The organism is Methylocapsa sp. S129 (assembly GCF_009765995.1).
GTDB lineage: Bacteria > Pseudomonadota > Alphaproteobacteria > Rhizobiales > Beijerinckiaceae > Roseiarcus.
Genome location: NZ_LMUI01000030.1, coordinates 298,283 through 324,544 on the forward strand (window position 1 = coordinate 298,283; position 26,262 = coordinate 324,544).

General features: G+C 62.5%; 22 protein-coding genes. 18 read left to right on the plus strand and 4 right to left on the minus strand.

Annotated features, from left to right (window positions below):
• Positions 1-108 precede the first annotated feature (108 nt).
• From GSQ90_RS19025 to dhaL, 4 genes are all read left to right on the plus strand, one after another.
• A complete protein-coding gene (locus GSQ90_RS19025; RefSeq protein ID WP_158816456.1) occupies positions 109-2,829 on the plus strand; it encodes a DEAD/DEAH box helicase in 2,721 nt (906 codons plus the stop codon).
• Positions 2,826-3,929: an SWIM zinc finger family protein gene (locus tag GSQ90_RS19030; protein ID WP_158816457.1), complete on the plus strand. Its 1,104-nt coding sequence runs from the start codon at positions 2,826-2,828 to the stop codon at positions 3,927-3,929. Before GSQ90_RS19025 ends, GSQ90_RS19030 begins: the two co-directional genes overlap by 4 nt.
• Before the next feature lie 155 nt (positions 3,930-4,084).
• On the plus strand, positions 4,085-5,089 hold the full coding sequence (locus GSQ90_RS19035) for a dihydroxyacetone kinase subunit DhaK (RefSeq protein ID WP_158816458.1): 1,005 nt from the start codon (positions 4,085-4,087) through the stop codon (positions 5,087-5,089).
• Between the two features lie 3 nt (positions 5,090-5,092).
• A complete protein-coding gene (dhaL, locus tag GSQ90_RS19040) occupies positions 5,093-5,731 on the plus strand; it encodes a dihydroxyacetone kinase subunit DhaL (protein ID WP_158816459.1) in 639 nt (212 codons plus the stop codon).
• Here the strand turns inward: dhaL and GSQ90_RS19045 are convergent.
• The 3 genes from GSQ90_RS19045 to GSQ90_RS19055 form a co-directional block, all read right to left on the minus strand.
• Complete coding sequence (locus GSQ90_RS19045; RefSeq protein ID WP_158816460.1) at positions 5,728-6,723, minus strand: ABC transporter permease; 996 nt, start codon at positions 6,721-6,723, stop codon at positions 5,728-5,730. The two genes, dhaL and GSQ90_RS19045, sit on opposite strands and share 4 nt — an antisense overlap.
• Entirely contained in the window at positions 6,720-9,206 is a 2,487-nt protein-coding gene (locus GSQ90_RS19050; RefSeq protein ID WP_158816461.1) for an ATP-binding cassette domain-containing protein, read from the minus strand. Before GSQ90_RS19050 ends, GSQ90_RS19045 begins: the two co-directional genes overlap by 4 nt.
• 102 nt (positions 9,207-9,308) lie before the next feature.
• The gene (locus GSQ90_RS19055; RefSeq protein WP_158816462.1) at positions 9,309-10,340 is read right to left on the minus strand and encodes an ABC transporter substrate-binding protein; all 1,032 of its coding nucleotides are present in this window, start codon (positions 10,338-10,340) and stop codon (positions 9,309-9,311) included.
• A gap of 219 nt (positions 10,341-10,559) precedes the next feature.
• On the opposite strand from GSQ90_RS19055, the gene GSQ90_RS19060 reads away from it, so the two are divergent.
• From GSQ90_RS19060 to GSQ90_RS19085, 6 genes are all read left to right on the plus strand, one after another.
• A complete protein-coding gene (locus GSQ90_RS19060; protein WP_158816463.1) occupies positions 10,560-11,387 on the plus strand; it encodes a phosphogluconate dehydrogenase C-terminal domain-containing protein in 828 nt (275 codons plus the stop codon).
• 129 nt (positions 11,388-11,516) lie between these two features.
• Positions 11,517-12,413, plus strand: coding sequence for a D-ribose ABC transporter substrate-binding protein (locus tag GSQ90_RS19065; protein ID WP_246731675.1), 897 nt, complete (start codon positions 11,517-11,519; stop codon positions 12,411-12,413).
• Between the two features lie 109 nt (positions 12,414-12,522).
• Entirely contained in the window at positions 12,523-13,155 is a 633-nt protein-coding gene (locus tag GSQ90_RS19070) for a DUF2291 family protein (RefSeq protein WP_158816615.1), read from the plus strand.
• Positions 13,152-14,708 (plus strand): sugar ABC transporter ATP-binding protein, encoded by a 1,557-nt coding sequence (locus tag GSQ90_RS19075; RefSeq protein WP_158816465.1) that lies wholly within the window; start codon positions 13,152-13,154, stop codon positions 14,706-14,708. Before GSQ90_RS19070 ends, GSQ90_RS19075 begins: the two co-directional genes overlap by 4 nt.
• Positions 14,705-15,769 carry an ABC transporter permease gene (locus GSQ90_RS19080; RefSeq protein ID WP_158816466.1) on the plus strand — a complete coding sequence of 355 codons (1,065 nt, stop codon included), beginning with the start codon at positions 14,705-14,707 and terminating at the stop codon, positions 15,767-15,769. Before GSQ90_RS19075 ends, GSQ90_RS19080 begins: the two co-directional genes overlap by 4 nt.
• 2 nt (positions 15,770-15,771) lie before the next feature.
• Positions 15,772-16,800 (plus strand): Gfo/Idh/MocA family protein, encoded by a 1,029-nt coding sequence (locus GSQ90_RS19085; RefSeq protein ID WP_158816467.1) that lies wholly within the window; start codon positions 15,772-15,774, stop codon positions 16,798-16,800.
• A gap of 34 nt (positions 16,801-16,834) precedes the next feature.
• Here GSQ90_RS19085 and GSQ90_RS19090 read toward each other — a convergent pair whose 3' ends face one another.
• Positions 16,835-17,557, minus strand: coding sequence for a transcriptional regulator NanR (locus GSQ90_RS19090; RefSeq protein ID WP_158816468.1), 723 nt, complete (start codon positions 17,555-17,557; stop codon positions 16,835-16,837).
• A gap of 225 nt (positions 17,558-17,782) precedes the next feature.
• Between GSQ90_RS19090 and oiaX the strand changes: the two genes are divergently transcribed.
• The 8 genes from oiaX to GSQ90_RS19130 all read left to right on the plus strand — a co-directional run bounded on the left by oiaX (position 17,783) and on the right by GSQ90_RS19130 (position 26,254).
• Complete coding sequence (gene oiaX, locus GSQ90_RS19095; RefSeq protein WP_158816469.1) at positions 17,783-19,060, plus strand: 3-oxo-isoapionate-4-phosphate decarboxylase OiaX; 1,278 nt, start codon at positions 17,783-17,785, stop codon at positions 19,058-19,060.
• Complete coding sequence (tpiA, locus tag GSQ90_RS19100; protein WP_158816470.1) at positions 19,053-19,841, plus strand: triose-phosphate isomerase; 789 nt, start codon at positions 19,053-19,055, stop codon at positions 19,839-19,841. The genes oiaX and tpiA overlap by 8 nt, the downstream gene beginning before the upstream one ends.
• Positions 19,838-20,287, plus strand: a complete 450-nt coding sequence (locus tag GSQ90_RS19105) for an RpiB/LacA/LacB family sugar-phosphate isomerase (RefSeq protein ID WP_158816471.1) — start codon at positions 19,838-19,840, stop codon at positions 20,285-20,287. The genes tpiA and GSQ90_RS19105 overlap by 4 nt, the downstream gene beginning before the upstream one ends.
• On the plus strand, positions 20,287-21,615 hold the full coding sequence (locus GSQ90_RS19110) for a four-carbon acid sugar kinase family protein (RefSeq protein WP_158816616.1): 1,329 nt from the start codon (positions 20,287-20,289) through the stop codon (positions 21,613-21,615). The genes GSQ90_RS19105 and GSQ90_RS19110 overlap by 1 nt, the downstream gene beginning before the upstream one ends.
• Positions 21,616-21,835: 220 nt before the next feature.
• On the plus strand, positions 21,836-22,936 hold the full coding sequence (locus tag GSQ90_RS19115; RefSeq protein WP_158816472.1) for a LacI family DNA-binding transcriptional regulator: 1,101 nt from the start codon (positions 21,836-21,838) through the stop codon (positions 22,934-22,936).
• A gap of 194 nt (positions 22,937-23,130) precedes the next feature.
• Positions 23,131-24,213 carry a sugar ABC transporter substrate-binding protein gene (locus tag GSQ90_RS32480; protein ID WP_158816473.1) on the plus strand — a complete coding sequence of 361 codons (1,083 nt, stop codon included), beginning with the start codon at positions 23,131-23,133 and terminating at the stop codon, positions 24,211-24,213.
• Positions 24,214-24,215: 2 nt separating this feature from the next.
• Complete coding sequence (locus GSQ90_RS19125; RefSeq protein WP_246731665.1) at positions 24,216-25,013, plus strand: ATP-binding cassette domain-containing protein; 798 nt, start codon at positions 24,216-24,218, stop codon at positions 25,011-25,013.
• On the plus strand, positions 25,013-26,254 hold the full coding sequence (locus GSQ90_RS19130; RefSeq protein ID WP_158816475.1) for a sugar ABC transporter permease: 1,242 nt from the start codon (positions 25,013-25,015) through the stop codon (positions 26,252-26,254). Before GSQ90_RS19125 ends, GSQ90_RS19130 begins: the two co-directional genes overlap by 1 nt.
• Positions 26,255-26,262 lie beyond the last annotated feature (8 nt).

Genomic DNA, 26,262 nt, shown 5'->3' on the forward strand with positions numbered 1-26,262 from the left:
TTCAGCCCCGCCGCGTAATTCTCCGCCATCGCGACGTTTGTGAAGGGCTGGGCGCCCATTCCATGATAAGCGGAACGAGCGGACTCAGAGGCAACTCGATTTTGGAATATGTCGCGCTCGCTCGCTCCGGTATTGACGCCTCACGGATCGCTCCGCCTCGATCAGGTCGAAGACGAATTTTCTCTGGACGACGGCCTCGCTGAAGCGCTCTTAAAACGCTTCATACGTGGGGCCGGCCACGGCTTGCTGCAACTCGGCGCCGGGCATGCCGGGAGCAAGCTGCCCCCGTCTTTGGCATGGTGGCGCGATTTCGCGATGCGCTTCATCGCTGATCTCTGCGCACTCGGGGAAACGGCGCAGGCGAGCGAGGGACTTCGCCTTCCCCCGCCGGGCGCAGGCGATCTCGCCGCGCTGATCGAAGAAGCGCCGCCGATGCAGGGCGGTGAATATCTCAGCCACGATGTCTTGACGGCGCTCTGGCGGGCGATGGAGCAAGCGTTAGGGAGCGAACTCTCTGAGAGCGGACTTCCCCTTCAGGATTTTCTGAAAAGCCACGACGGGCGCTGGCGTCTCGTCGGTCGCGTGCATTTCAATCTCGCGGAAAACCGGCGCGATCCGGATTTTCCCTTCGCCTTCATGGCGACCTATACCTCCAGCCTTTCGGCCGAAGGCGCGTTGCGACACCAGCCGCTCGGTCAGGCGCTACGCGAATATGCCGGCGCGGGCGACAAGACCAAGCTGTTGCAGCTCCTGGCTCCCGTTCAGGAGGCCAGCGAGGCCCGTCCGTGGCTGAAGGAAATCGTCGACGCCGGTGAAATCTTCCATCCGCTGCGTTGGACGCCGCTGGAAGCAATGCGATTCCTGCAAGACGCGGACGCGCTCGAACGAGCCGGACTTATCATCCGAATGCCGGCCAATTGGCGCTTGAACCGGCCAAGCCGCCCTTCTGTCGAAGCGACTGTCGGGTCGACGTCGCCTTCCCTTCTCGGCGTCGACGCCATGCTGGATTTTCGCGTCCGGGTGAGCCTCGACGGCGAGACGCTCACGACCGAGGAAATCAACCAGCTTCTCGCTGCGACGCATGGCCTCGCACTGCTACGCGGCAAATGGGTGGAAGTCGATAGCGCGCATCTGCAGGCGACCCTAGACAAATTTCAGGCGATCGAGCGCCTGTCGGAAAAAGAGGGCGTGCCTTTCGGCCAGGCGATGCGGTTGCTGGCGGGCGCCGAAATCGGCGCAAGCGCCGTCGCCGCGCCTGCCGCTCAATGGGCGCATGTCCAGGCGGGGCCATGGCTCGCCCGAATTATCGAGGGATGCCGTAGTCCCGAAGGCCTCGCCAGCGCTAATCCGGGAAATGCCTTGAAGGCGACGCTTCGGCCCTATCAGGAGGCCGGCGTGCAATGGCTTTCCCTCCTGGTGCAACTTGGTTTGGGCGCTTGTCTTGCCGACGATATGGGGCTGGGTAAAACCATACAGGTGCTGGCGTTGCTGACGACGCTCGATCAGCAAGCCGGGGACGCAGCAGCCAAGATGCCGAGCCTGCTGGTCGCGCCGGCCTCGCTTCTGGCCAACTGGGCTCAGGAAGCGGCGCGGTTCACGCCTGGACTGAACATATTGATCGCCCATCCCGGCTTCATACCGCCGGACGAATTGAAATCGATGGACGCCAAAGCACTGGCCGCGGTCGATCTCGTGATCACGAGTTACGCGACGCTGCTCCGCCCCGGTTGGATCGGCCAGACGCAATGGCGGCTCGTTGTGCTGGACGAAGCACAGGTCATCAAGAATCCCAACGCCAAACAGACCAGAGCCGCCAAATCCCTGCGCGCCAGGGGGCGCATCGTCCTGACTGGCACCCCGATCGAGAACAATTTGCGGGATTTGTGGTCGATCTTCGATTTCGTCAATCCCGGACTGCTCGGCTCATCCAGGGCATTCGCCGATTTTGTCAAGAAACTGGCGTCGCAACCGCATATCTCCTACGCGCCGCTGCGTCGTCTGGTGCAGCCGTATATCCTGCGCCGCCTCAAGAGCGACAAGAGCATCATCGCCGACCTGCCCGACAAGACCGAGGTCAAGGCTTTCTGCAATCTGACGCGTAAACAGGCGGCGCTCTATCTGGCCGCCGTCGGCGAGCTTGAGGAAGCGTTGAAACAATCGGGCGACGGGATTGCGCGGCGCGGGCTGGTTCTGTCCTCGCTGATGCGCCTCAAGCAGATTTGCAATCATCCCGCGCAATGGCTGGGCGACGGCGCTTACGACGAACAGGACAGCGGCAAATTTGCGCGTCTTCGAGAAATCAGCGAGGCAATCGCCAGCCGCCAGGAAAAAATGCTGGTGTTCACCCAGTTCAAGGAGATCATCCCGCCGCTGGAGAAGCTGCTCGTCGCCACGTTCGGGCGTCCGGGCCTCGTCCTCCATGGCGAAACGCCAGTGGCCAAGCGCCGGGACCTTGTGCGGAAATTCCAGGAAGACGAAGGCGCTCCATTCTTCGTGCTGTCGATCAAGGCGGGCGGCGCCGGGCTCAATCTCACCAGCGCCTCGCATGTCGTGCATTTCGACCGTTGGTGGAATCCGGCTGTCGAGAACCAGGCGACCGACCGGGCGTATCGCATCGGTCAGAAGCGCAATGTTCTTGTGCATAAATTTGTTTGCAGAGGAACGATCGAGGATAGAATCGACCAGTTGATTGATTCGAAACGGCGCCTCGCGGAAGATTTCCTTGGCGCCGGCGGCGAGGTCAATCTGACGGAAATGAACGACCGAGAATTGTTGTCGCTCGTCGCGCTCGATCTCAACGCTGCGATGATGGAAGGCGCAACGTCATGAGCTTTTACGGCTTTCGTCCTTATGTGCCCGTCGCCCAACGCCGCGCACTGGCGGCGCGCGAAATGGAAAAACTGAGAAAGAAGGGTCGCGTCATCTCGCCTGTGGTCATCGACGGCCGCATGATCGCCCGCAATTTCTGGGGCAAGGCGTGGTGCGATAATCTGGAGCGTTATTCCGATTACGAGAATCGCCTGCCGCGCGGTCGAACCTATGTGCGCAACGGCTCGGTCGTCGATCTGCAGATCGAGCGCGGCCATGTCCGAGCGATGGTGAGCGGCTCCGACATCTATTCGGTGAAGATCGAGATCGGCATGGTCTCGCAGGCCCGCTGGAAAGCGATCTGCAAGGACTGTGCTGGTTCAGTCGGCTCGCTCGTCGAATTGCTACAGGGGAAGCTGTCGAAACATGTGATGGAGCGGGTGTGCCGCGAGGCCGATGGCCTGTTTCCGGCCCCGCACGAAATCAAGATGACGTGCTCCTGCCCCGACTGGGCCGATATGTGCAAGCATGTGGCGGCCGTCATGTATGGCGCGGGCGCAAGGCTCGATATCGCACCCGATCTTCTGTTTGCGTTGCGCGGCGTCGATCGCTCGGAATTGATCGTCGACGCCGGCTCCGATCTGGCGATACCGCGAACCGCTGTCGCCCAGGAGCGCATTATTGCGGGAGACGACGTCGCGGCGCTGTTTGGCATCGAAATGGCGCCGACGCCTTCGACGCCCGAGGCCAAGGAAACAAGGAAGGCCGCGCGATCTGTGAAGCCCGCGCTGGTTCAGCGCGCTGCATCTTCCAGCAATCTGCCGACGAAAGAAATTTTCACAAGCAAGAAACAACGAGGGGAGAAGCGCCCGGCGACCGCTCCTCCTGTCGTCGAAGCACGACAGGAGCGAACGAGCGGCAAGGTGAAAAGCTTCGGGGCTCGAACGGCGCCAGCAAAGAAAGAGCCGCCGGATAAGACTGTTCGCGCAATCATGAGGCGGTCGAAGAAAGCCGTCTCTTCAACCGAGGAGGCTGAGCCGCGAACGGAGACAAAGTCACGCCGCGAAATTCGCGCCGAAACGGCAAAGCGGATAAAATCGTGGGCAAGAAAAGGGCGCTGAAAATCGCGCCGCTCCGCGGTCATCCGGAATTTTCGTCGCAATATCCAGGGGCCAAGTTCGTTCCGGCGTTCGATCGCGGTCATTGACTTAACCGCTTCGCCCGGCGCCTATTTGCGCCGTTGGAACAGCAATCCAATCGAAAACAGGGCGCGGAAATGAATCGAGTCGTCAATAATCCGGAGGAAGTCGTCGAGGACGCGGTCACGGGCCTACTGGCCGCGCACCCCGACCTGTTGGCGGCGACGGACAATCCACGCGTCATTCGCGCCGTCGGCGCCCCCAAGTCCGGCAAAGTCGGCATCGTGACCGGCGGCGGCTCGGGCCACGAGCCGGCCTTCGTCGGCTATGTCGGGCCCGGCCTCATCGACGCCGTTGCGCTCGGCGAAGTCTTCGCCTCGCCGTCGGCGCGCAGTTTTCATCACGCCTTCAAAGCCGCCGATGGCGGCCACGGCGTTGCTTGTCTCTACGGCAATTATGCCGGAGACAATATGAATGTGAAGATGGCGGTCAAACTCGCCGAGCGCGAAGGCCTTGTCGTCAAAACGGTCGTCGCCAACGACGATGTGGCGTCGGCGCCGGCGGAAGAGGCGAGCAAGCGACGCGGCGTCGCCGGCGAAATCCTGACATGGAAAGTCGGCGCCGCGCGCGCCGACGAGCGCGCCGATCTCGACGCCGTCATCGTCAGCGCGCAAAAGGCCATCGACGCCACGCGCAGCATCGGCATTGGCCTTTCCGCCTGCACGATACCGGCGGCGGGCAAACCGAACTTCACGATCAAGGAAGGCCATATGGAGGTCGGCATCGGCCACCACGGCGAACCAGGCGTCGCGGTCGTGCCAACGAGGTCGGCGCGCGACATGGCGGCCCTGATGATGGACGCGATCCTCGCCGATCTGCCCTTCGCCGGCGAGGATGTCGCCGTGCTGGTTTCCGGGCTTGGCGCGACGCCGCTGATGGAGCTTTACATTCTCTACGGCCATGTCGCGGAAATCCTCGCCGCGCATCATATTGCGCCGCGCCATCGCTTCGTCGGCAATTATTTCACCTCGCTCGATATGATGGGCGTCTCGGTCACGCTGATGCGGCTCGACGCCGAGCTCGATCGGCTGATCAGCGCGCCGGCGCGCTCGATCGGCCTGACGATCGGGGGGAAAAGCTGAGTCATGGACAGCGTCAGCCTGAAAGACGCGGGGCCGATCGTCGCCGATATGGCGGCGGTCATTGTTGAACATGCGGCCTATCTCAGCGAGATCGACGGCGCCATCGGCGACGGCGATCACGGCATCAATATGAGCAAAGGCTTTCGCCGCGCCGGCGAGCGGCTGGGCCCCCATCCGCCCGATCTGGCGCAAGGCTTTGCGACGCTCGGCGAGACATTGCTCGATGAGATCGGCGGTTCGACCGGGCCTCTCTATGGCAGCTTCTTCCTCGACATGGCCGCTTCACTCAAAGGCCGCGACGCTATCGATCGCGATAGTTTCGGCGCGATGCTGCATGCGGGCGTTGCGGCGGTGATCGACCTTGGCGGCGCCAAAACCGGCGACAAGACGCTGGTCGATGTGCTGGCGCCCGCCGTAGCGACTTATGACGAGGCAGCCGCCAAGGGCGAGCCGTTCCACACCTGTCTTGAAGCGCTTGACCGGGCGAGCGAGGCCGGGCTCGAGGCGACGCGCGATATGGTGGCCAGAATCGGCCGCGCAAGCCGCCTCGGCGAGCGTTCGCGGGGACATCTCGACGCCGGCGCCGCGTCATGCCGCATGCTCCTGGGCGCATTATCGAGGGGCTTGCGGCGCCATCTCTAGCGGGACGGCGATGACGCGCGCGCACCGCGCCGACGCACTGCGACGCCGCCCGCCAGAGCCAGCACCGCGATAATGACGATCCCCTGGACCATGTCCTGCGTCCCCGGCGGCAGCCCGGCAATCTGCATTGTGGTGACGATGAGAATGAGCAGGACGGATCCAAACAGCGTTCCAAACGCGGTCGCCGACCCGCCAAAAATCAGCGTTCCGCCCAGCACCACCGCGCCCAGCGACTGGAGCAGGAAGGGCTGGCCCATCTCCAGAAACGCGCCCCCGACATAGGCGCCGAGCAGCAGGCCCGTGAAGGCGGCGAGCACAGAGCTCGCCAAGAAAGCGCCCGCCTCGACGCGGATTGTCCTGACGCCGGCAAGACGCGCGGCGCGAACATTTTGCCCGACGGCTGACAGAGTCCGCCCATAGGCCGTGCGGTTCAGAACGATCGCGGCGACGCCGACCGCGACGATCGCAAGGATCGCCATGATCGGAAAACCGCCAACGCGCCCCGCGGCGACGACGCGCAAGGCGGGGGCGATCGCAAAACCGGGAATGGCGCGATTGGCCAGCAGCGTCGCGGTGGCGAGCACATAGCCCGTCGCCAACGTCGCAATGATCGCCGGGATGCGCACCGCCAGAACCAGGACCGCATTGACGGCGCCGACGACGAGGCCAAGCGCCAGAATCGCCGCGAGACCCAGCGGCAGCCGGCTGTCCTGTCCGCCGATGACGATCAGCGCGACATAGGCGCTGAGCGTCATCACACTGGCGATCGACAGATCGATATTGCCGCGCCCGGTGGTGACGACAACCGTTTGACCGAGCGCGACAAGCGCCAGGAAGGAACTCGAAACGGCGACGCCGGACAGACTGTTAAGACTGAACTGGCTGGTAAGCAGCGACAGCAACGCCCATAACAGGAGAACGCCGACAAGCGACCATATCCAACGATTGCGGCGGGCCCATTCGAAAAGGACGGGAAGGCTGATCGGATTCATGCGTCCTCGCTCCTGCCGGCTACTGCGGCGCGCACGGCGAGTATCGTCAGGAGCAGAACGCCCTGAACCGCTGCATTATAATCGGAACTGGCGTTGAGCATTCCCAGGAGCGCGCCAATCAACGCCAAAGTGACCGCACCGGCGACGACGCCGAAGGGCGAAACCAGGCCGCCGATCAGACTGCAGCCGCCCATCACCACCGCCGCGACGGACAGAAGCGTGTAACTGCCGCCCGAATTATAGTCGCTCGCCGTATTGATCGCGGTCAGCGACAATCCGGCCAGAATTCCGAACACGGCGCCGATCAGATAGCGCAGCGCCGCATATTTTGCCGCCGACCAGCCAGCGCGCGCCATGGCGACGGGATTGGCGCCGAAGGCGCGCAACGTGACGCCAAGAGGGGTGCGGTCGAGACCGAAGGCGGCGATCGCGACCAGGAGAATGATTACGAGCGACGTCGGCACGCCGGGGATCGACCAAGTAATCAGCGCCGTCAGCCATTCGGGGCTCGATCCGCCTGGCGTCGGCTGCAAGGTATAAGCGATTCCGCTCCAGATGAATGAGGCGCCGAGCGTAACAACGATCGCGGGAATGCGGCGCAACTGGATCAATGCGCCAAGAGCGCCATAGGCGATGAGGCCGCCCGCCAGCGCCAATATCCCAAGTCCCGGCGAGTCGAACAGCAGAGTGGCGCTGACGACATTGATCAAGCCGACGAAGGCGCCAATTCCAAGATCGATTTCGCTGCCGCCCACCACGAACATTTGCGCGATGGCGACGAGAACGACAGGCATGGCCGACCACAGGAGAAGATCGAGGCCGAAGACGCTCGCGATCTTGGGATTGCTGACCATCATCACGGCCAGAACCAGCGCGAGACTGATGAACGGCGCCGCGTCCGCCGCGCGCCGGGTCCAGGCGCCGTTTCGCTTTGCGCGTACGCGGCCGGAATCCACCGCTAATGTCGCCGCCGGCGTAAAGGACGCGTCGACGATCGCCTGTTCGCTGATCGCCTCGCCGCACAATTCGCGGACGATGCGGCCGTTGGCGAAGACCAGCACGCGATCGCATTCGAGAAATTCAATATCTTCGGTCGAATGCCAGACGACGAGCCGTCCAGCCCGCGCGATCTCGGCGGTCAGCGTGTAGAAGTCGCGTTTTGCCGCGACATCGACGCCGCGCGTTGGGTCGTCAAGGAGAATGATCGGCGTTTCGGCAACCAGCGCGCGTGCAACAAGCGCCTTTTGCTGGTTGCCGCCGCTGAGATCGAGGATGCCCGATTTCAACCGTTCGGAATCGAGACGCAAGCGCTCCGCCGCGGGCAGAACGGCTGCCTGCTCGGAATCATGCGAGAGAAGATGGAACATCGATTGCCGGGCGATCCGGCCAAGCCCGATATTGGACAAGACGCTCCAGAGCGGAAACACGCCCTCGCGCAGCCGGTCGCCGGATACGAAGCCCGCCAGCCCCTTGCGATCGATCCGCGCCGCGTTTGAGCGCTTGGGCGCAAAAATCTGGTGCAGCAGCTCTTTCTGGCCGCTGCCTTCCAGTCCCGCCAGCCCGACGATCTCGCCTTCGCGCAATTCAATCTCATGGCCAAGCAAGGAGACGACATCGCCGGCGATGCGCACCAACGCGGCGTCGGACCCAAGATTTGTTTTTGAGCGCGCGGCCTGAGGGAGGATCGCCGCCTCGCCGCCCATCATGCGGACGAGATCGGGCACAGCGGTGTTTCTGGTCTCGCCGTTCCACACCAGTTTGCCGTTGCGAAGGACGGCGATGCGCGAGGCGACATCGACAATTTCAAAGAGCTTGTGGCTGATGAAGATAAAGGACAGACCCTTGGCGGCATGGTCGTGGACATAGGTTCGCAATTGCCGGCTGCGCTCAAGGCCAAGCGACGAGGTCGGCTCGTCCAGAATGATCAGCCTGACTCCGGGCGTTGCGACAGCGCGGGCGATTTCGACCATCTGGCGCTCGCCGATGGGCAGAAGCCTCACCTCGCGATCGACGGCGATATGATTGTCAGGAAATACGGCATCAAGCGCCGCACGGGCGCGCATTTTGTAGATGTTACGCCAGCCGGGCAAAAATCGCGCCGCCTCGGGCGCCTCCAGAAAGAAATTCTCGGCGACCGTCAGGTTGACGCAGAGCGACAATTCCTGATGGACCATGCGTATGCCATTGGCCTGCGCTTCGGCGGCGCTGTAGCGGTCGAACGACAGCGCCGTTCCGGCAAATTCAAGCGCGCCGGCATCCGGCGTCGTCACACCGCAAAGAATGCGCATCAGCGTGCTTTTGCCGGCGCCGTTGCCGCCGACCAGCCCCAGCACGTCGCCGCGCGCGATGTCCAAGGAAACGTCGCTATTGGCTTGCGTCGGCCCAAAAGCTTTGGTGACGCCTTTCAGCGACACCAGAACATCGCCCGTCGATCCCATGGCGCTGTCGAAGCGGGTTGAAACGCTGGCGAGGATCGATGTCATAGTCTGCTCTACGGCGACGAAGAAATCCCCGCCGGGCGGTGGGAGGAGACGCGCCGGCGGGGACAATCAGCGCAGCGAAAAACCGCCGCGCGAACCGTCAATTTATTTCTTGCCGAGCAGATTTTTGGCAACCCAATCGTCGGAATAGGACGGGCTGACGATCATGCCGGACGGCAGATCGGCAAATTCCTTGAGATTGTCCTGCGTCACGGTCGCGACGGGCATGATCATCAGCTTAGGCGCCTCGGCGCCCTTGACCAAAGCCAGACTCAGCCAAAATGCGGCGCCGCCGATGCCGGGCGTCGTGTTCATCGAGATCGTGGCATAGCCGCTGGCGCTTTTGCCCGCCCACCATTTCATGAAATCGGTGCTGCCGCCGCCCTCGATGATCGGAGGCTTGTCCTTATAGGCTCCGCCGAACTGATCGAAGGCCTGCGCGATGCCAAAATCATCGCTGCCGCCCTGCCCCAACACCGCATCGACATGAGGAAGACTGGGAAGGACATTGGCGATCGCCGATTGCGCCACCGAGGCGGTCGCCTGCCCGTAGACGGTCGCCACGACCTTGACGTCAGGATATTTCTTGAGCGCTTCGGCCTGCGCGTTGAACATATCATTGTCGGGCGCCGAGCCTTTCACGCCGCGCACCTGAATGACATTGCCCTTGCCGCCGAGTTTCTTGAACACCCAATCGGCTTCCTCCTGCTTATAGCCCTTAAAGTCGAAATTGAGCTGATAATTGCAGGGCGCGGAGGCGACCGAATCGAAGGTCACGACCTTGATGCCCGCCGCGCAGGCTTTTTGGATGATGCCGTTGATCGCCGTCTCGGAGGCCGCATCGACCGCGATGGCGTCGACGCCCTTCAAGATCAATTCGGCGAGCTGGCTGTTTTGCTGTGCGACGCTGCCGTCGCCATTGAGAATGACATAATCGGCGATCTTGCCCGCCGCTTTGGCCTGTTTGGCCGAGGCTTCGAACGCCTCCACCATCTGATGGCGCCAGGTGTTGCCGTAATAGGCGTTCGACAACGCGATGACCGGCTTGTCCGCCGATGCGCTGGCGTTGGTCGCCATCAGGCCAAAAGCGGGGAACGCCGCCAAACTCGCCAATAGGGCTCCGCGAGCAAATTTCATGATTTTCCTCCCGAGAACAGGCCGTCTGCGACGGCTCGGTTGATTGCGGACCGACCATGGCATAGCAGAATTGATGATGCAAGTTATCTCATTATACCAGATAGAATCGAAATCAAGGCTCGCGCATGGCCGCCTCTATCGATGACTTCGACGGAGTGATGATTGACTCATCATGCCAGTTGCGCTAGCTCTAGCGCAACGAGCGGGAGGAAGACACTTATGACGGCGATCGCACTCTTCGGCGCAGGCGGAAAGATGGGATACCGCCTCGCCAGCAACCTCAAAAAATCGCGCTTTGATGTCCGACATGTGGAGGTCGGCAAGGGCGGCCAGGAGCGCCTGAAAAACGGGCTCGGCATCGACTGCGTATCGCCCGAAACAGCGCTCGCAGGCGCCGAAGTCGTCGTTCTCGCGGTGCCCGACACGCTGATCGGCAAAGTCGCCGCGGGCATCAATGCGCAATTGAAGCCTGGCACGATCGTCGTCGCGCTCGACGCCGCCGCGCCGTTTGCGGGCCATCTTCCGGACAGGGCTGACCTATCCTATTTCGTCACGCATCCCTGTCATCCCCCGATCTTCAACGACGAAACGGCGCTGGCCGCCAAGAACGACCATTTCGGCGGCCTCGCAGCCAAGCAGCACATCGTCAACGCGCTGATGCAAGGTCCCGAGAGCGCCTATGCCGTGGGCGAGGAGATCGCCAAGATCATCTGGGCGCCGGTGATGCGTTCGCATCGGGTGACGGTCGAACAGATGGCGCTGCTGGAGCCGGGCCTCTCCGAAACCGTCTGCGCGACGCTGCTCGTCGTCATGCGCGAGGCGATGGACGAGGTGATCCGGCGCGGCGTGCCGCAGGAAGCGGCGCGCGATTTTCTTCTTGGCCACATGAATGTGCTCGGCGCCGTCATTTTTGGCGAAGTCGAGGGCGTCTTTTCGGACGCCTGCAACAAGGCAATCGCCTTTGGAAAGCCGGCGCTCATGCAGCCGGACTGGAAGAAGGTGTTCGAGCCGCAGGAAATCGCCGACAGCATTCGGCGAATCACCTGATTGGGGGGCTTCGCCGTCAAAAGGCGGCGTCGCTCTGGAAGAGAGAACAGGCTCAGCCTGACAATCCAAACGGGAGGACACGATATGACTCTGAAGCAATTGTTGATCGGGACAGCATTGGCCGGGGCAATGACGTTCGGCGCCGCGGCCGCCGCCAGCGCGGCGGACCTGATCGCCATCATCACGCCCTCGCACGACAATCCCTTCTTCAAGGCGGAAGCTGAAGGCGCCGACGCCAAGGCCAAGGCTTTGGGCTATGAAACGCTGGTGCTCGTGCATGACGACGATGCGAACAAGCAGTCGCAATTGATCGACACGGCGATCGCCCGCGGCGCCAAGGCAATCATTCTGGACAATGCCGGCGCGGACGCCACCGTCGCCGCCGTCAAGAAAGCCAAGGACGCCAACATCCCTTCCTTCCTGATCGACCGCGAGATCAACGCCAGCGGCGTCGCCGTCGCGCAGATCGTCTCCAACAATTACCAGGGCGCCCAGCTCGGCGCGCAGGAATTCGTCAAGTTGATGGGCGAAAAGGGCAATTACGTCGAACTCGTCGGCAAGGAATCGGACACCAACGCCGGCATCAGGTCGAAGGGCTATCATGACGTCATCGGCGAATATCCCGATCTGAAGAGCGTCGCCAAGCAATCGGCCAATTGGAGCCAGCCGGAAGCCTATTCCAAGATGGAATCGATCCTGCAGGCCAACCCGAACATCAAGGGCGTGATTTCAGGCAATGACACGATGGCGATGGGCGCCATCGCCGCGCTCGCCGCGGCCAATCGCAAGGACGTCATCGTGGTCGGCTTCGACGGTTCGAACGACGTGCGCGACTCGATCGTCGCGGGCGGCATCAAGGCGACTGTCCTGCAGCCCGCCTACCTGCAGGCGCAGGTGGCGGTCGAGCAGGCCGACGCCTACATCAAGACGAAAAAGGCTCCAGCCCAGGAGAAGCAATTGATGGATTGCGTTCTGATCAACGGCGCCAACGCCGCCAAGCTTGAGACCTTCGCGCTCAAGAAATAAGGCGCCAGGAAATATTCGGTGCAGCGAGCGCGGCGGCCTGCCCAGCGGTCCGCCGCGCTCCATCTTCGGGATTGAAAATATCTTGATCAGACGGCGCCTTTTCCTTTCGATGAGCGTCGCCGGCGCCGGCCTCGCGCTCGGCGGCTGCAAGATTGTCGCGACCCCCAAGAAGAGCGCCGGCAATGAGGACGGCGGCGATAATTCAGGCTTCGATCCCGGCAAGATGGTTCGCGACATCTGGGACGCCAAGGTCATTCCCTATCTTGCCTCGAGGGCGGGAAAATTTTCCGAGGTGAACGATCTTGCGCGCGCCAATCCCGACGAGGCCGGAAAAAAGTACGGTTTCCGCCAGAGGGAAGGCAGCGAGCCGTGGACCTTGATCGTGAAAATCGAGGGGCGCATTGTCGCAGCCGAAACGGCCTCCCGCGCCGCCACGATCAGCGTCGACAATGCCGGCGACGGGAAAGTCGCCGCGATCGTTCAGATCGGTCCGGCGATGCGCGGCACGGCCTTGCGCGACGCGCTCGATTTTGTCTCGTTCAACGATTTCAAGAACCAGATCGACTATGCGCAGTTCGGCAAGGCGTTCAATCAATACGCCAATCAGACCTTCCTCGCCGCCCTACCCCGCGACAAGCTCGTCGGGCGCGCGGTGACCATTCTGGGCGCCTATACGCTGGAGGCGAGCGACGGGCCGCCTCTCGTCACCCCCGCCCAACTGACGCTCGGACCGGCGTCATGAGCGACGCGACCGGCGACGACGTCATTCTTCGCCTTGAAGGGGTGACGAAGGTCTATTCGGGCACGGTCGCGGTCAAGCAGGCCGATTTCGAAGTGCGCCGCGGCGCCATCAATGTGCTGGTGGGCGAAAACGGCGCCGGCAAATCGACGCTAATGAAGATCATCGCCGGGGTCGAAAGCCCGACGGCCGGGCGTATTCTGCTCGATGGCGAAGAGGTCAGCTTCGCCAATCCCGCCGAAGCGGCCAAGCGCGGCATCGGCATGGTCTTTCAGGAACTCAACCTGTTCGGCAATCTCTCGGTCGCGGAAAATATTTTCGCCGCGCGCGAGCTGGCGCGCGGCGGGGTCTGGATCGATCATCGCCTGCAAGAACGGCGCGCTGCGCAATTTCTGGAGCGGCTCGAGACCGGCATCGCCCCGCGCACGCCGGTCGAGGATTTGCGCATCGGGCAGCAGCAGCTTGTCGAGATCGCCAAGGCTGTCGCCCAGGACGCGCGCATCCTGATCATGGACGAACCGACCTCCGCGCTGAGCGCGGTCGAAGTCGAGGTTCTGTTCCGCGTCATCGCCGATCTGAAGGCGCGCGGCGTCGCCATCGTCTACATCTCGCATCGCCTGGAAGAACTGATCCGGATCGGCGATTTCATCACCGTGCTGCGCGACGGACGCGTGACGGGGCGCGAACGGATGGCCGATGTCGATATCGCCTGGATCGTTCGCCAGATGATCGGCTCGGCGGCCAAGGAATTCACCAAGGCCGAGGGCCAATCGATCGGCGAGGAAGCGTTTCGCGCCGAGGACATCTGTCTGCCGCGCGTGACCGGCGGCTACGAGGTCGATCATGTCTCGCTTTCGGTCCGCAAAGGTGAAATCCTTGGCGTCTACGGTCTGATGGGCGCGGGGCGCAGCGAATTCTTCGATTGCGTGATGGGCCGGCGCCCACACGCGAGCGGTCGGATTTTTATCGATGGCGCGCCGGTCCGCGAAACCGATGTGACGGGCCGAATTGCGCGCGGCCTCGCGCTGATACCGGAGGATCGCCAGCGCGAGGGGCTCGTTTCGATATTGTCCGTTGGCGCCAATCTCACTTTGGCGAGCCTGCGGAAATTCGTGACAGGCTTCCATATCAGCGATCGCCAGGAAAAGACGGCGATTGCGCGCGCCATCCGCGATCTCTCAATCAAGGTCGCGAATCCGGCGCTGGAAGTGACGTCGCTATCGGGCGGCAATCAGCAGAAGGTCGTCATCGGCAAAGCGTTAATGACGGAGCCGAAAGTGCTGCTGATGGATGAGCCCAGCCGCGGCATCGACATTGGCGCCAAAGCCGATGTGTTCCTCATCATGCGAAAACTCGCCGCGCAGGGGCTCGGCATTATTTTCGTCACCTCCGATCTTGGCGAGGTCATGGCCCTTTGCGACCGCATCGCCGTCATGAGCAACGGCCGCGTCACCGCGCTCGTCGACCGCGCTGAGGCAAGCGAGGAACTGCTGGTGACCGCTTCGGCGCTCGGGCATGGGCCTGCGAAACCGTCTTTAGTGGAGAGCTTGCAATGACCGCGGCGCAGGAAACATTGGCGCGGCGCGCGGCGGGATCCGGCTCGGTCGCGCTCAATCTGATGAAGCTGCGCACGTTCATCGCCCTGTTCGCGGTGCTGATCTTCTTCTCGATCGCCGCGCCGAATTTTCTGTCGGCCGCCAATTTGATCCTGATGTCGAAACACGTCGCGCTCAACGCCTTTCTCGCGATGGGCATGACATTCGTGATCGTGACGGGCGGCATCGACCTGTCCGTCGGTTCAATCGTTGGCCTGTGTGGCATGGTCGCGGGCGGTCTGATCCTCAACGGCCTCGATCTTCTGATCGGCTACACCGTCTATTTCAACGTCGTCGAAATCGTCGCAATCACGCTGGGCGTCGGCGTCGCGATCGGCGCGATCAACGGCCTGCTGATCACCAAACTCAATGTCGCGCCCTTCATCGCGACGCTCGGCACGCTCTATGTTGCGCGCGGTCTTGCGCTCTTGTCGTCGGACGGCGCCACATTTCCCAATCTTGTGGGCAAGGCGGAACTCGGCACGACGGGCTATGGCGTTCTGGGCGGCGGCCAATGGCTTGGCTTGCCGCTGGCGATCTGGATTTTGATCGCCGTCGCGCTAGGCGCCGCCTATGTCGCGCGCTTCACCCCGCTCGGACGGCATATTTTTGCGGTTGGCGGTAATGAGCGTGCGGCGGGCCTGTCGGGCGTGCGGGTCGCGCGGGTGAAACTGTTCGTCTACATGTTCTCCGGCTTCTGCGCCGCGATCGTCGGCCTCATCGTCTCCTCCGAATTGATGGCCGCCCATCCCGCCACCGGCGAGAGCTTCGAACTGAACGCGATCGCCGCGGCGGTGCTGGGCGGCACGTCGATGTCGGGCGGGCGCGGCACGATTGGGGGAACGATCGTCGGCGCCTTCGTCATCGGCATCCTGTCGGATGGCCTCGTGATGATGGGCGTCAGTTCATTCTGGCAGATGGTCATCAAGGGCTGCGTGATCATCATCGCGGTGGTCGTCGATCAGGCGCAGCGGCGCCTTCAGCAGCGCGTCGCGTTGCGCCAGATGGCGCGGATGGGTTGATCATGGCCGAGCTTCGTGGCGTGCTGATTGGCTGCGGCTTCTTTGCGATCAACCAATTGCATGGCTGGCGAGACGCAAAAGGCGCTTCGATCGTGGCGATCTGCGATCGCGATCCTGTGAGGCTCGCCATCGCCGGCGATCAGTTCGGCATCGCCCATCGCTACGCCGACGCGGCGCAGATGATCGCCGCGGAGAAGCCGGACTTCGTCGATATTGCAACGACGGTCGCCAGTCACCGGCCGCTGGTGGAGCTTGCGGCGCGCCATGGCGCCGCGGCGATCTGTCAAAAGCCGTTCGCGCTGACGATGGCGGACGCGCGCGCCATGGTGGCCGCCTGCCAGAGCGCCGGCGCACCTCTCATGGTGCATGAGAATTTTCGTTGGCAGCACCCGATTCAGGCGTTGCGCGCGCAGATCGACAAGGGCGCGATCGGCGCGCCCTTCTGGGGCCGCGCCTCTTTTCGCTCGGCCTATGACGTTTTCAGCGGCCAGCCCTATCTCGCCAAGGGCGAGCGCTTCATCATCGAGGATCTGGGCATCCATATCCTCGACATCGCGCGCTTCCTGTTTGGCGATGTCGACCGCCTGACGGCGCGCACAAGCAGGGTCAATCCCGACATTCGCGGAGAGGACGTCGCCACCATCCTGCTGGACCATGCGAGCGGTATGACCTCCATCGTCGATTGCAGCTACGCGACGCGCCTTGCGGTCGAGCCCTTTCCCGAAACGCTGATCGAAGTCGACGGAACGGAGGGCAGCATCCGTCTCAATCAGGGCTATCAAATGACTGTCACGGATGGACGCGGCAGCCGAACCCATGACGTTTCGCCGCCTATGCTGTCCTGGGCTTCGCGTCCATGGCACAATATCCAGCAGAGCGTGCAGGCCATCCAGCAGCATTGGGTCGATTGTTTACGCGAAGGGCGCGAGCCCGCGACTTCAGGACGGGACAATCTCAAAACGCTCGCGCTTGTCGAGGCCGCCTACCAAAGCGCCGCCGCGCGGCAAGCAATCGACGTCAGCGCCATCTGACAGGAAGCCCGAGCTTCAATTTCGCCAGCGCCCGTCAGCCGCTCGCGCCGGTCTGATGGACATAAAGCGCGGCCGACCGATCAAGATGCCTGATCATCGCCTGTTCGGCGGCATCGGGATCGCGCGCCGCGATGCAGGCGATGATTTCTTCATGCTCGGCCAGCGTATATTTTTCCTTGCCGGTCCAGATCAGCATTTCCGTGTGATATTCCTTGAGCCAACCGAGCATCGCCTCGCTCACCGCCTCGAATAGAGGATTGCCCGTGATGGCGGCGATCTGGGTGTGCAGACGCATGTCGGCGCCGATGAAAGCGTCGGCGTCGCCCAGATTCTGACGCTGACGCTCCAACGTCTCATGCAGCGCGGCGATTTCCTTGTCCGTCGCTTTCAACGCGGCTTCGCGGACCATGCCGAGTTCGAAAAAGCGGCGCGCCTCTTTGAGGTGCTCCAGCGAGTCCGGCGAGATCGACAACATAATATGCGCGGCGGCGTCGACCTGCTGGAAGATCGATTTTGCGGTCGGCTGGCGGACCTTGGCTCTCTCGCCATGCGAGATTGTCAGCAGGCCCATATTGCTGAGCTGCTGCATGGCCTCCCTGATCGCGGGGCGGCCGACGCCGAAACGCTCCATCAGGTCGCGCTCCGAGGGCATCGCGTCGCCGGGATGCAATTCCCCGGTTGCGATCAGCGCTTTCAAGCGGTCGAACACCTCGTCGGAGAGCTTTCGACGAACAATAGGGTCATTCACGAGGGTCATGGGCCTGGAGTCCGCAAGAGAAGACGCAACCTGACGCGAGCGGCGCATTTTGTATAGCGTTCGCCCCCGGCGCAACGATGAGCGCGCCATCGCATTCGCCGCGAATGCAAAACCAATTCTCGTTTGATCCCACCTACGAATTGATATACTCATCATACCTGAATTGCCAATCTTTTCGGCGCCAAAAACTTTGCCGGCAATGGCGCCCCGAGTCGCGAAAACTCAATGTCTCAATCGACAATCAAGGTCACTTACCGCATCGAGACGGCGGGAGATGTCGCAGCGCTCGCCGCCAAGATCGCCAGCGACCAGTCGACCGGCACCTTTGTCGAAGTCCCCGGCGAGACTCCAGAGTTGAAGGCCCGCGTCGCCGCGCGCGTCGTCGACATCCGCATGCTGGAGCCTGTCGCGACGCCGTCCTTCCCTGAAGCGGCCGCTTCCAGCGGCGGCAGACCCTATCAGCGCGGCGACGCGGATATTGAGTTTCCACTCGAGGCGGTGGGAACCGACCTCGCCGCGCTGATGACAATCGCTATCGGCGGCGTTTTTTCCATAAAAGGCTTCAGCGGCATCCGCGTCGTCGACATGAAGCTGCCGCCGGAATTCCAGGGCGCGCATCCCGGTCCGCAATTTGGCGTCGAGGGCAGCCGCAAGCTCACGGGGATCTATCGCCGGCCGATCATCGGCACGATCGTCAAACCGGCGCTCGGCCTGCGCCCGCATGAAACGGCGGCGCTTGTGCGCGAATTGGTCGAGGCCGATGTCGACTTCATCAAAGACGATGAGAAGCTTGCGAGCCCCGCCTATTCGAATCTGGCCGACCGCGTAAAGGCGATCATGCCGATCATCCTCGATCGGGAGCAGAAGACCGGCAAGAAGGTGATGTACGCCTTCGGCATATCGCATGCCGATCCCGAGCAAATGGCGCGCAATCACGACATTGTCGCCGACGCCGGCGGCAATGCCGCGGTCGTCAACATCAATTCGGTGGGCTTTGGCGGCTTTTCCTTTCTGCGCAAACGCTCGCGGCTTGCCTTGCACGCGCATCGCAACGGCTGGGATATTCTGACGCGCCATCCGGGCCTCGGCATGGACTTTCGCGTCTACCAGCAGTTCTGGCGATTGCTCGGCGTCGATCAATTTCAGATCAACGGCATCGGGGCCAAATATTGGGAGCCGGACGAATCCTTCGTTCGCTCTTTCGAGGCGCTGACGAAGCCGCTTTTTTCGCCGCGCGATTGTCCGATGCCGGTCGCGGGATCGGGGCAATGGGGCGGCCAGGCGCCCGAAACATTCGAGCGGACCGAACGCACGCTCGATCTCCTCTATCTCTGCGGCGGCGGCATCGTCAGCCATCCCGGCGGTCCGGCCGCCGGCGTCAGGGCGGTGCGCCAGGCCTGGGAGGCGGCGGTGGCTGGCGTTCCGCTGGCGACCTATGCACGCGAACATCGCGAACTCGCCCAATCCATCGCCAAGTTCGGCGGGAAGGCGAGCGATGCGTAAGTTAATCGCCGGCACGGGCTGGAAGATGAACATCGGAGCCGCCGAAGCGGCGCGATACGCCGCGCGGCTTTTGTCCTGCCTCGACGCGGCGAGCCGCGATCTGCTGGACCTGTTCGTTCTGCCGCCGTTCACTTCGCTTCACGCGGCGCATGCGGCGTTTTTATCGTCGCCGGTCGGCATCGGCGCCCAGAACATGCACTGGGAAGCCTCAGGCGCCTGGACCGGCGAAATTTCGGCCGCCATGCTGGCGGAGGCGGGTTGCAAATATGTCGAACTCGCGCATTCGGAGCGCCTGCAGCATTTCGGCGAGACCTATGAATTCGTTCGCCGCAAGCTCAACGCCGCGATGGATTCCCGCCTCACGCCGATTCTCTGTCTTGGAGAAACGCGCCAAGACAAAAGCCTCGGACGCGCGGACGACGTTCTCGCCGAACAGATAGGCATCGCGCTCGCCGACCAATCCGCGTCCAGTCTTCCCGCCATCATGCTCGCCTATGAGCCACGCTGGGCGATTGGCGCCGCCAACGCGGCGCCGCCAGACTATGTCGCCGAGCGTCATCGCGCGCTACGCAGCGTCGTTCGTCAGCGCTACGGCGCGCAAGCGGCTGGTGACGTCCGGATCATTTACGGCGGTTCGGTGACGCCGGGCAATAGCGAGGCTTTGATGGATCATCCCGATGTCGACGGGCTGTTCGTCGGGCGCGCCGCCTGGTCGCCGGAAGGATTCGCGGAAATCGCCGCCATCGTCGCCCGCGCAGCAATGAAGAGGAAGCTTTCATGAAGATCGTTCTTGGCGCCGACAGCGCCGGCAAATCCTTGCTTGACGTCATCGCCGCCCACCTGGCCGGCAAGACAGGCCTCGAAGTGACCGATCTCAGCCAATCGGGCTTCTACGCCGAAACGGCCGATCGCGCCGCGAGCGCCATCGTCGCGGGAGAGTATGAGCGCGGCATTCTGTTCTGCGGCACGGGCATTGGCGTCTGCATTTCGGCGAACAAGATTCCCGGCATCCGCGCGGCGCTCACCCACGATACTTATTCGGCCGATCGGGCGGCGAAATCCAACAATGCGCAAATCATCACGATGGGCGCCCGCGTGATCGGCCCCGAACTCGCCAAGGCCATCGTCGATGTCTGGCTCGCGGCGACTTTTGATCCCAATGGCCCCTCCGCGGCCAATGTGAAGGCGATCGATCGGCTCGACGAAAAATATGCAAAGCCGGCATGATGTCGCCACTGCTGTTGTCCTATTACGGCGATGACCTCACCGGCTCCACGGATGTGATGGAGGCGTTGGAGTCGCGAGGCGTTTCGACTGTCCTGTTCATGCAGCCGCCGAACGAAGCGCAGCGGAGCCGGTTTAAGCGAGCGCGCGCCATCGGATTGGCCGGATCGAGCCGCAGTGAGACGCCCGCCTGGATGGACGAACACCTCAATGTGGCGTTCGCCTGGCTCAAGAGCCTCGAGGCGGCGATTTGCCATTACAAAGTCTGTTCGACCTTCGACTCAAGTCCGGAAATCGGCAGCATCGGCCGCGCGATCGACATCGGTCAGAGCTTGTTCGCGCAAGCGCATGTGCCGCTGGTCGTCGGCGCGCCGCAACTGAAAAGATATACCGCGTTTGGCAATCTTTTCGCCGCCTATCGCGACGCCGTCTACCGCATCGATCGCCATCCTGTTATGAGCCGGCATCCGGTGACGCCGATGAAAGAAGCCGATCTGCGGCTGCATCTGGCCCAGCAAACCGCCAAACGAATCGGACTTGTCGATCTGGCGGCGCTCAATGATGCGAATGTCGATCGTCTCGTCGACAAAGCCCTCAGCGACGACAGCGAGATCGTAATGTTCGATGTCGCCGACCTCGCAACACAGCGCAGCGTCGGCCGCCAGATATGGCGGATGCGGAAGGACGATAGCCTGTTCGTCGTGGGGTCTTCAGGCGTTGAATATGCGCTGCTGTCGGAATGGGCGGATGCGGGATTGATCGACGGAGAGCCGAGTTTTTCGGCTGCCGGCCCCGTGGATCGCATCGCGGTCGTATCGGGAAGTTGTTCGCCGACCACGGAGCGCCAGATCCGCCATGCGATCGCCAACGGCTTTGATGGCGTCGCGCTTGATCCGCGTGAATTAGCCTCCGGCGAAGCCGCGCCAATCTCGAACGCCATCGAACGCGGCCTGCCAAGCCTCGCAGCGGGGCGAAGCGTCATTCTGTATACAGCGCTCGGTCCCTCCTCCGATGTCGGAGGCGAATTGGAGGGGCAGGAAAGCGCCCGTCGCGCAATCGGGCGCGGCCTCGGCCAGATTCAGCGCGCGCTCATCGCGCAAGCGCGCCTGACCCGCGCCGTCATCGCCGGAGGCGACACGTCCAGCCATGCGTTAGGTGAACTCGGCATATTCGCTTTGACGATCAAAATGCCGCTGCGGGCGACGCCGGGATCCCCACTCTGCGCCGCTCATAGCAACGATCCGGCGTTCGACGGCATGGAGATCGCTCTGAAGGGCGGCCAGATCGGCGGCGATGATTATTTCGGAAAGATTCGGGACGGAACGAGCTAGCCGGGAGAGAACCACAAAATTGGCGGCGATCCGCCGAGCGTAAAAAGCATCCTCCGATTTCGGCGCGAAACATTGGCGCGCGCTTGACAGGAAAAGTCGCTCGCTCTCATATTGAGAGCGTAAACGTTACCGTAATATACGAGTAACGAGTGAACAGGCGCTGGCGGATACATTCCGACGGCTCAGGGATTTGACGCCTTGGCCACAACTAGCGACCACGATGAGCCGCAAACCTAAAACGACGTCAACTTCGCAGGGTCGTGGCGGCAAGGCTAACGCCTCTGCGTCTTCCACCGCCAAGACCCTTGGCGCGCCCGTGGCTTCGGCGCAGCCGGGAAAATCCTCGGCCCTTTCGATCCGTGACGTCGCAAGCCGCGCGGGCGTCTCGATCGCCACCGTATCGCGCGTGGTCAACAATGAGGCGCACGGCGTCTCGAGCGAGACGCGCGCGCGGATCCAGTCGCTCATCAAGGAAATGAATTATCTGCCTAATCGAATCGGTCGTGCGCTGCGCGTGCAAACCAGCGACACCTACGCCCTGGTCATTTCAAATATCCAAAACAACCTCTATGCCGCAATCGCCTGGGAGCTGGAGCGCCAGCTCAACGACATCGGCAAAGTCATCCTGCTTTTCAATACGAACGAGAACGCGACGCTGCAGGATCGTTGCTTCGATGAAATCAACGGCCGAAGAGTCAACGGCCTCTTCATGCTATGCGCGGTCGAAAGCAGGCATCTCCGTCAGACCGTCGATCAGAACTACACGGTTTTCATCAATCGCCGCGTCGACTCGCTCGACGAAATGTCGTTCGTCGGCGTCGATGATTATACGGCGGCCCGCGACATCATGCTCGCCATCCTGCGCAATCGAGAAATGCCGATCGGCATTATCCATGGGCCGCTCTATTCCAACACCAGCGCCCGTCGCGTCAAAGGGATCATGGACCTTCTGCGCGAGAGGAAAGTTGCGATCGACGAGGGCGACCTACGCGAAGCAAGCCTTTCGATGGACAGCGGCTACCAATGCGCCGTGGAGCTGCTGGAGCGCAAACGCTATCGCGCGCTCTTTTGCGGCAACGATCAGATCGCCTATGGCGCATATCGTCGCTGCCGTGAAATGGGGCTCGCCGTCCCGGACGACGTCAGGATCTACGGCTTCGACGATAACCCGCTCAATGATTGGCTCGCGCCTTGGCTCAACACGGTGCGCGTCCCGCATGTCTCCTTCGCGACGGAGGCGATCCGGCAAATGCATAAGCTGAGAGATGGCGGTCCCCATCGCTCCATCATTCTCCCTTACGATATTGTTTTGAGAGGCTAGCGCTTCGCGCCAAGGCGCCGCATTGGGCGTGCGGCGCAACCGTTTCGGTCAATTCGATGTGACCTGTTGGGTCTCCATTGACATGCTAAAACGTTTACATCTAGCTTTCACAGGGATCGTCATGCGTTCTTCGCGATAGCTGTCGCTATTCGCCTTGAGCCAAAAAAAGGCGTCCGAAGAACTAGGGAGGTGTGATGATGAAAAAAATCGATCAGGCCAGCCGCGCAGCGCTCGGCGCAATTCTTCTGGGGCTCGCGGCGACGACCGGCGTCACGGTCTCCAGCGCGGCGAGAGCCGATTCGCCGCTGGTTGTCTTCCTGTTGCCCGAAAACGTGACGGCGCGATGGGAAAGCCAGGACAAGCCCTTCTTCATCGCCGCATTGGCGAAAGACTTTCCCGGCGCGCAGGTCAAGGTCGAGAATGCTCTCAACGACGCCTCGAAACAGCAGACGCAGGCCGAGGCGGCGCTGGCGAGCGGCGCGAAAGTTCTGGTCGTGACGGCGATCGACCAAAAGGGCGCGGCCGTGATCGTCAACGACGCGCAGAAACAGGGCGTGCCGGTGATCGCCTATGACCGCCTGATCAGGAATGCTCCCGTCGCCTATTATGTCTCGGTCGACGGCCTGAAGATCGGGCAATTGCAGGGCTCGTGGTTGGCGGATAATACGAAGGACGGCGCCCGGATCGCGGTCATCGACGGCTCGCCTGTCGACGATAACGCTCATTTGTTCGAACAGGGCTATATGAGCGTCCTCAAGCCCTTGTTCGACAAAGGCTCCCGCAAGGAGGTCGCCGAAGTCTGGACGCCGCTGTGGGATCCTTCGAAAGCGCAGGCCGAAATGGAGCAGATTCTTACCAAGTCAAACAATGGCGTCGACGCCGTCATGTCGGCCAATGACGGCATGGCCGGCGGCATCATCGCGGCGCTCCAGGCCCAACAGCTCGCCGGCAAGGTGCCGGTGACTGGCCTCGACGGAACGTTGAACAGTCTGCAACTCATCTTGCAGGCCAAACAGTCGATGACCGTGTGGCGGTCGCTGAAGGAACAATCGGGCAAGGCGGCGGCGATTACGGCGGCGCTGCTGAAAGGCGAAAAGCCCGCGGCGGACCTGTTCAACGGAGCGACGATGAACAATGACCATGCCGACGTGCCATGGGCCAAAGTGAGCCCGGTCGTCATTACGCTCGACAATATGAAACTCGAGATCGAAGACGGCGCCGTCACCAAGGACGCGCTTTGCAAGGGCATGCCGGCCGTCGGCCCCTGCAAGTCCTGACTGTGCCAGAGGCGGATACGCGAAGAGATGAACGGGATGGAGGCGAAATCGCCCCCGCCCCGGTTCTTGAACTCAAGGGGATTTCCAAACATTTCGGGGCTGTCGAGGCGCTCTCCGAAGTGGACTTCGAAGTCTATCCCGCCGAAGTCGTGGCGCTCGCCGGCGACAATGGCGCCGGCAAATCGACGCTCCTCAAGGTCATCGCCGGCACGCATCCGCCCGATGCCGGCATCATTCGTTTCGACGGCGCCGAAGTGGTCATCAACTCGCCGCGCCACGCGACGCAACTGGGCATCGAGACGGTCTACCAAGATCTCGCTCTATGCGACAACCTCGATGTCGTCGCCAATATGTTTCTTGGCCGCGAGACCGTGAGCGCGCCGGCCGCGCTTTGCCGGCTCTCGGAACTCGATATGGAGCGGCGCGCGCTGGATGTGCTGCGCCAGCTCAATGTGACGACGATAAAAAGCGTGCGCTCGCCGGTCGCCACCCTCTCGGGCGGCCAAAGGCAGTCGGTGGCGATTTCGCGCGCCGTCATGTGGAACTCAAAAATCGTGCTCCTCGACGAGCCGACCGCGGCGCTTGGCGTGGCGCAGACCTTTCAGGTGCGCGAATTGATCAAGCGGCTGCGAACGCGCGGGCTCGGCGTCGTGCTGATCTCGCATAATCTGCACGACGTGTTCGAAGTCGCCGATCGCATCATCGTGCTGCGCCTGGGCCGCAGGGTCGCGACATTCAAGCGCGACGAGGCGACGCCCGACGATGTCGTCGCATCCATCACAGGAGCGCGAAGAGGCTGATGGAACCGGGCTCGGAGCTTTCTGCGAGTAAGCAGGCCATCAAGGCGCTGGAGCGCGGACCTAGTTTCGCGCCAGCGATGCTTTTTCGCGCCGCGCGTATGCGCATCAGCTCGGGCGAGCTTGGCGCGCTGCCTGTCGTGTTCGGGCTGGCGCTCATCTGGACCTATTTTGAATTGCAGGACACGCATTTCCTGACGGCGCGCAACCTTTCCAATCTCGTCCTCCAGATTTCTGTTTCTGGCACGATCGCCATCGGCGTCGTGCTCGTGCTGCTGCTTGGCGAAATCGATCTTTCGGTCGGCTCGGTCGCGGGCGCGACGGCGGCGGTTCTGGGGGTGCTGACCGTCGACGACAATTGGCCATGGTGGGCCGGCATTCTCGCGATGATCGCGGTCGGCGCTCTGATCGGCGCCTTGCAAGGCGTCTGGTTCGCGGTGCTGCGCGTCCCTTCCTTTGTCGTCACGCTGGCAGGTTTGCTCGTTTGGCTCGGCGTGCAGCTTCATGTGCTCGGCGATGCGGGGACGCTGAACGTCTTCGACGCCCGCATTACCGCGATCGCCTCGACCTTCCTCCCCGATGCATGGGGCTGGGGGCTCGCGGCGGTCGCCGTCATCGGCTACGCCGGCAGTCGTCTTGTCGAAGATACGCAACGACGCCGGGCTGAAATGTCGGCCCGCTCGCTGCCGATCCTGTTCGTGCAGACTGCGACGATCGCCGCGCTGCTGCTGGGCGCGGTCGGCGTGCTCAATTGCGCTTATGGCGTGCCGACGGCGGGCGTGCTGCTGTTTGCGCTCGTCGCCTTTTTCGATTGGCTCGTGCGCCGCACGACATTCGGCCGCCACATCTATGCGGTCGGCGGCTATGCCGAAGCCGCGCGCCGGGCGGGCATTTCGGTTATTCGCATTCGCATTTGCGTCTTTGCGCTGGCCGGCACTTTGGCCGCAGTCGGCGGCCTGATCTCGACGGCGCGGTTGCAGGCGGCGAGCACCCAGACGGGCGGCGGAACATTGCTGCTCGAATCGATCGCCGCAGCGGTGATCGGCGGGGCCAGCCTGTTCGGCGGCCGCGGCAGCGTCTGGGCGGCGCTGCTCGGCGCTCTCGTGATCGGCAGCGTTTCGAACGGCCTCGATCTGGTCGGCCAGCCGGCGGACGTCAAATATATGGTCGAAGGCGCCATCCTTCTGCTCGCCGTCACGATCGACGCCTATTCGCGGCGCCGGCTTGCGGTCACGGGCCGATAATCGCATCG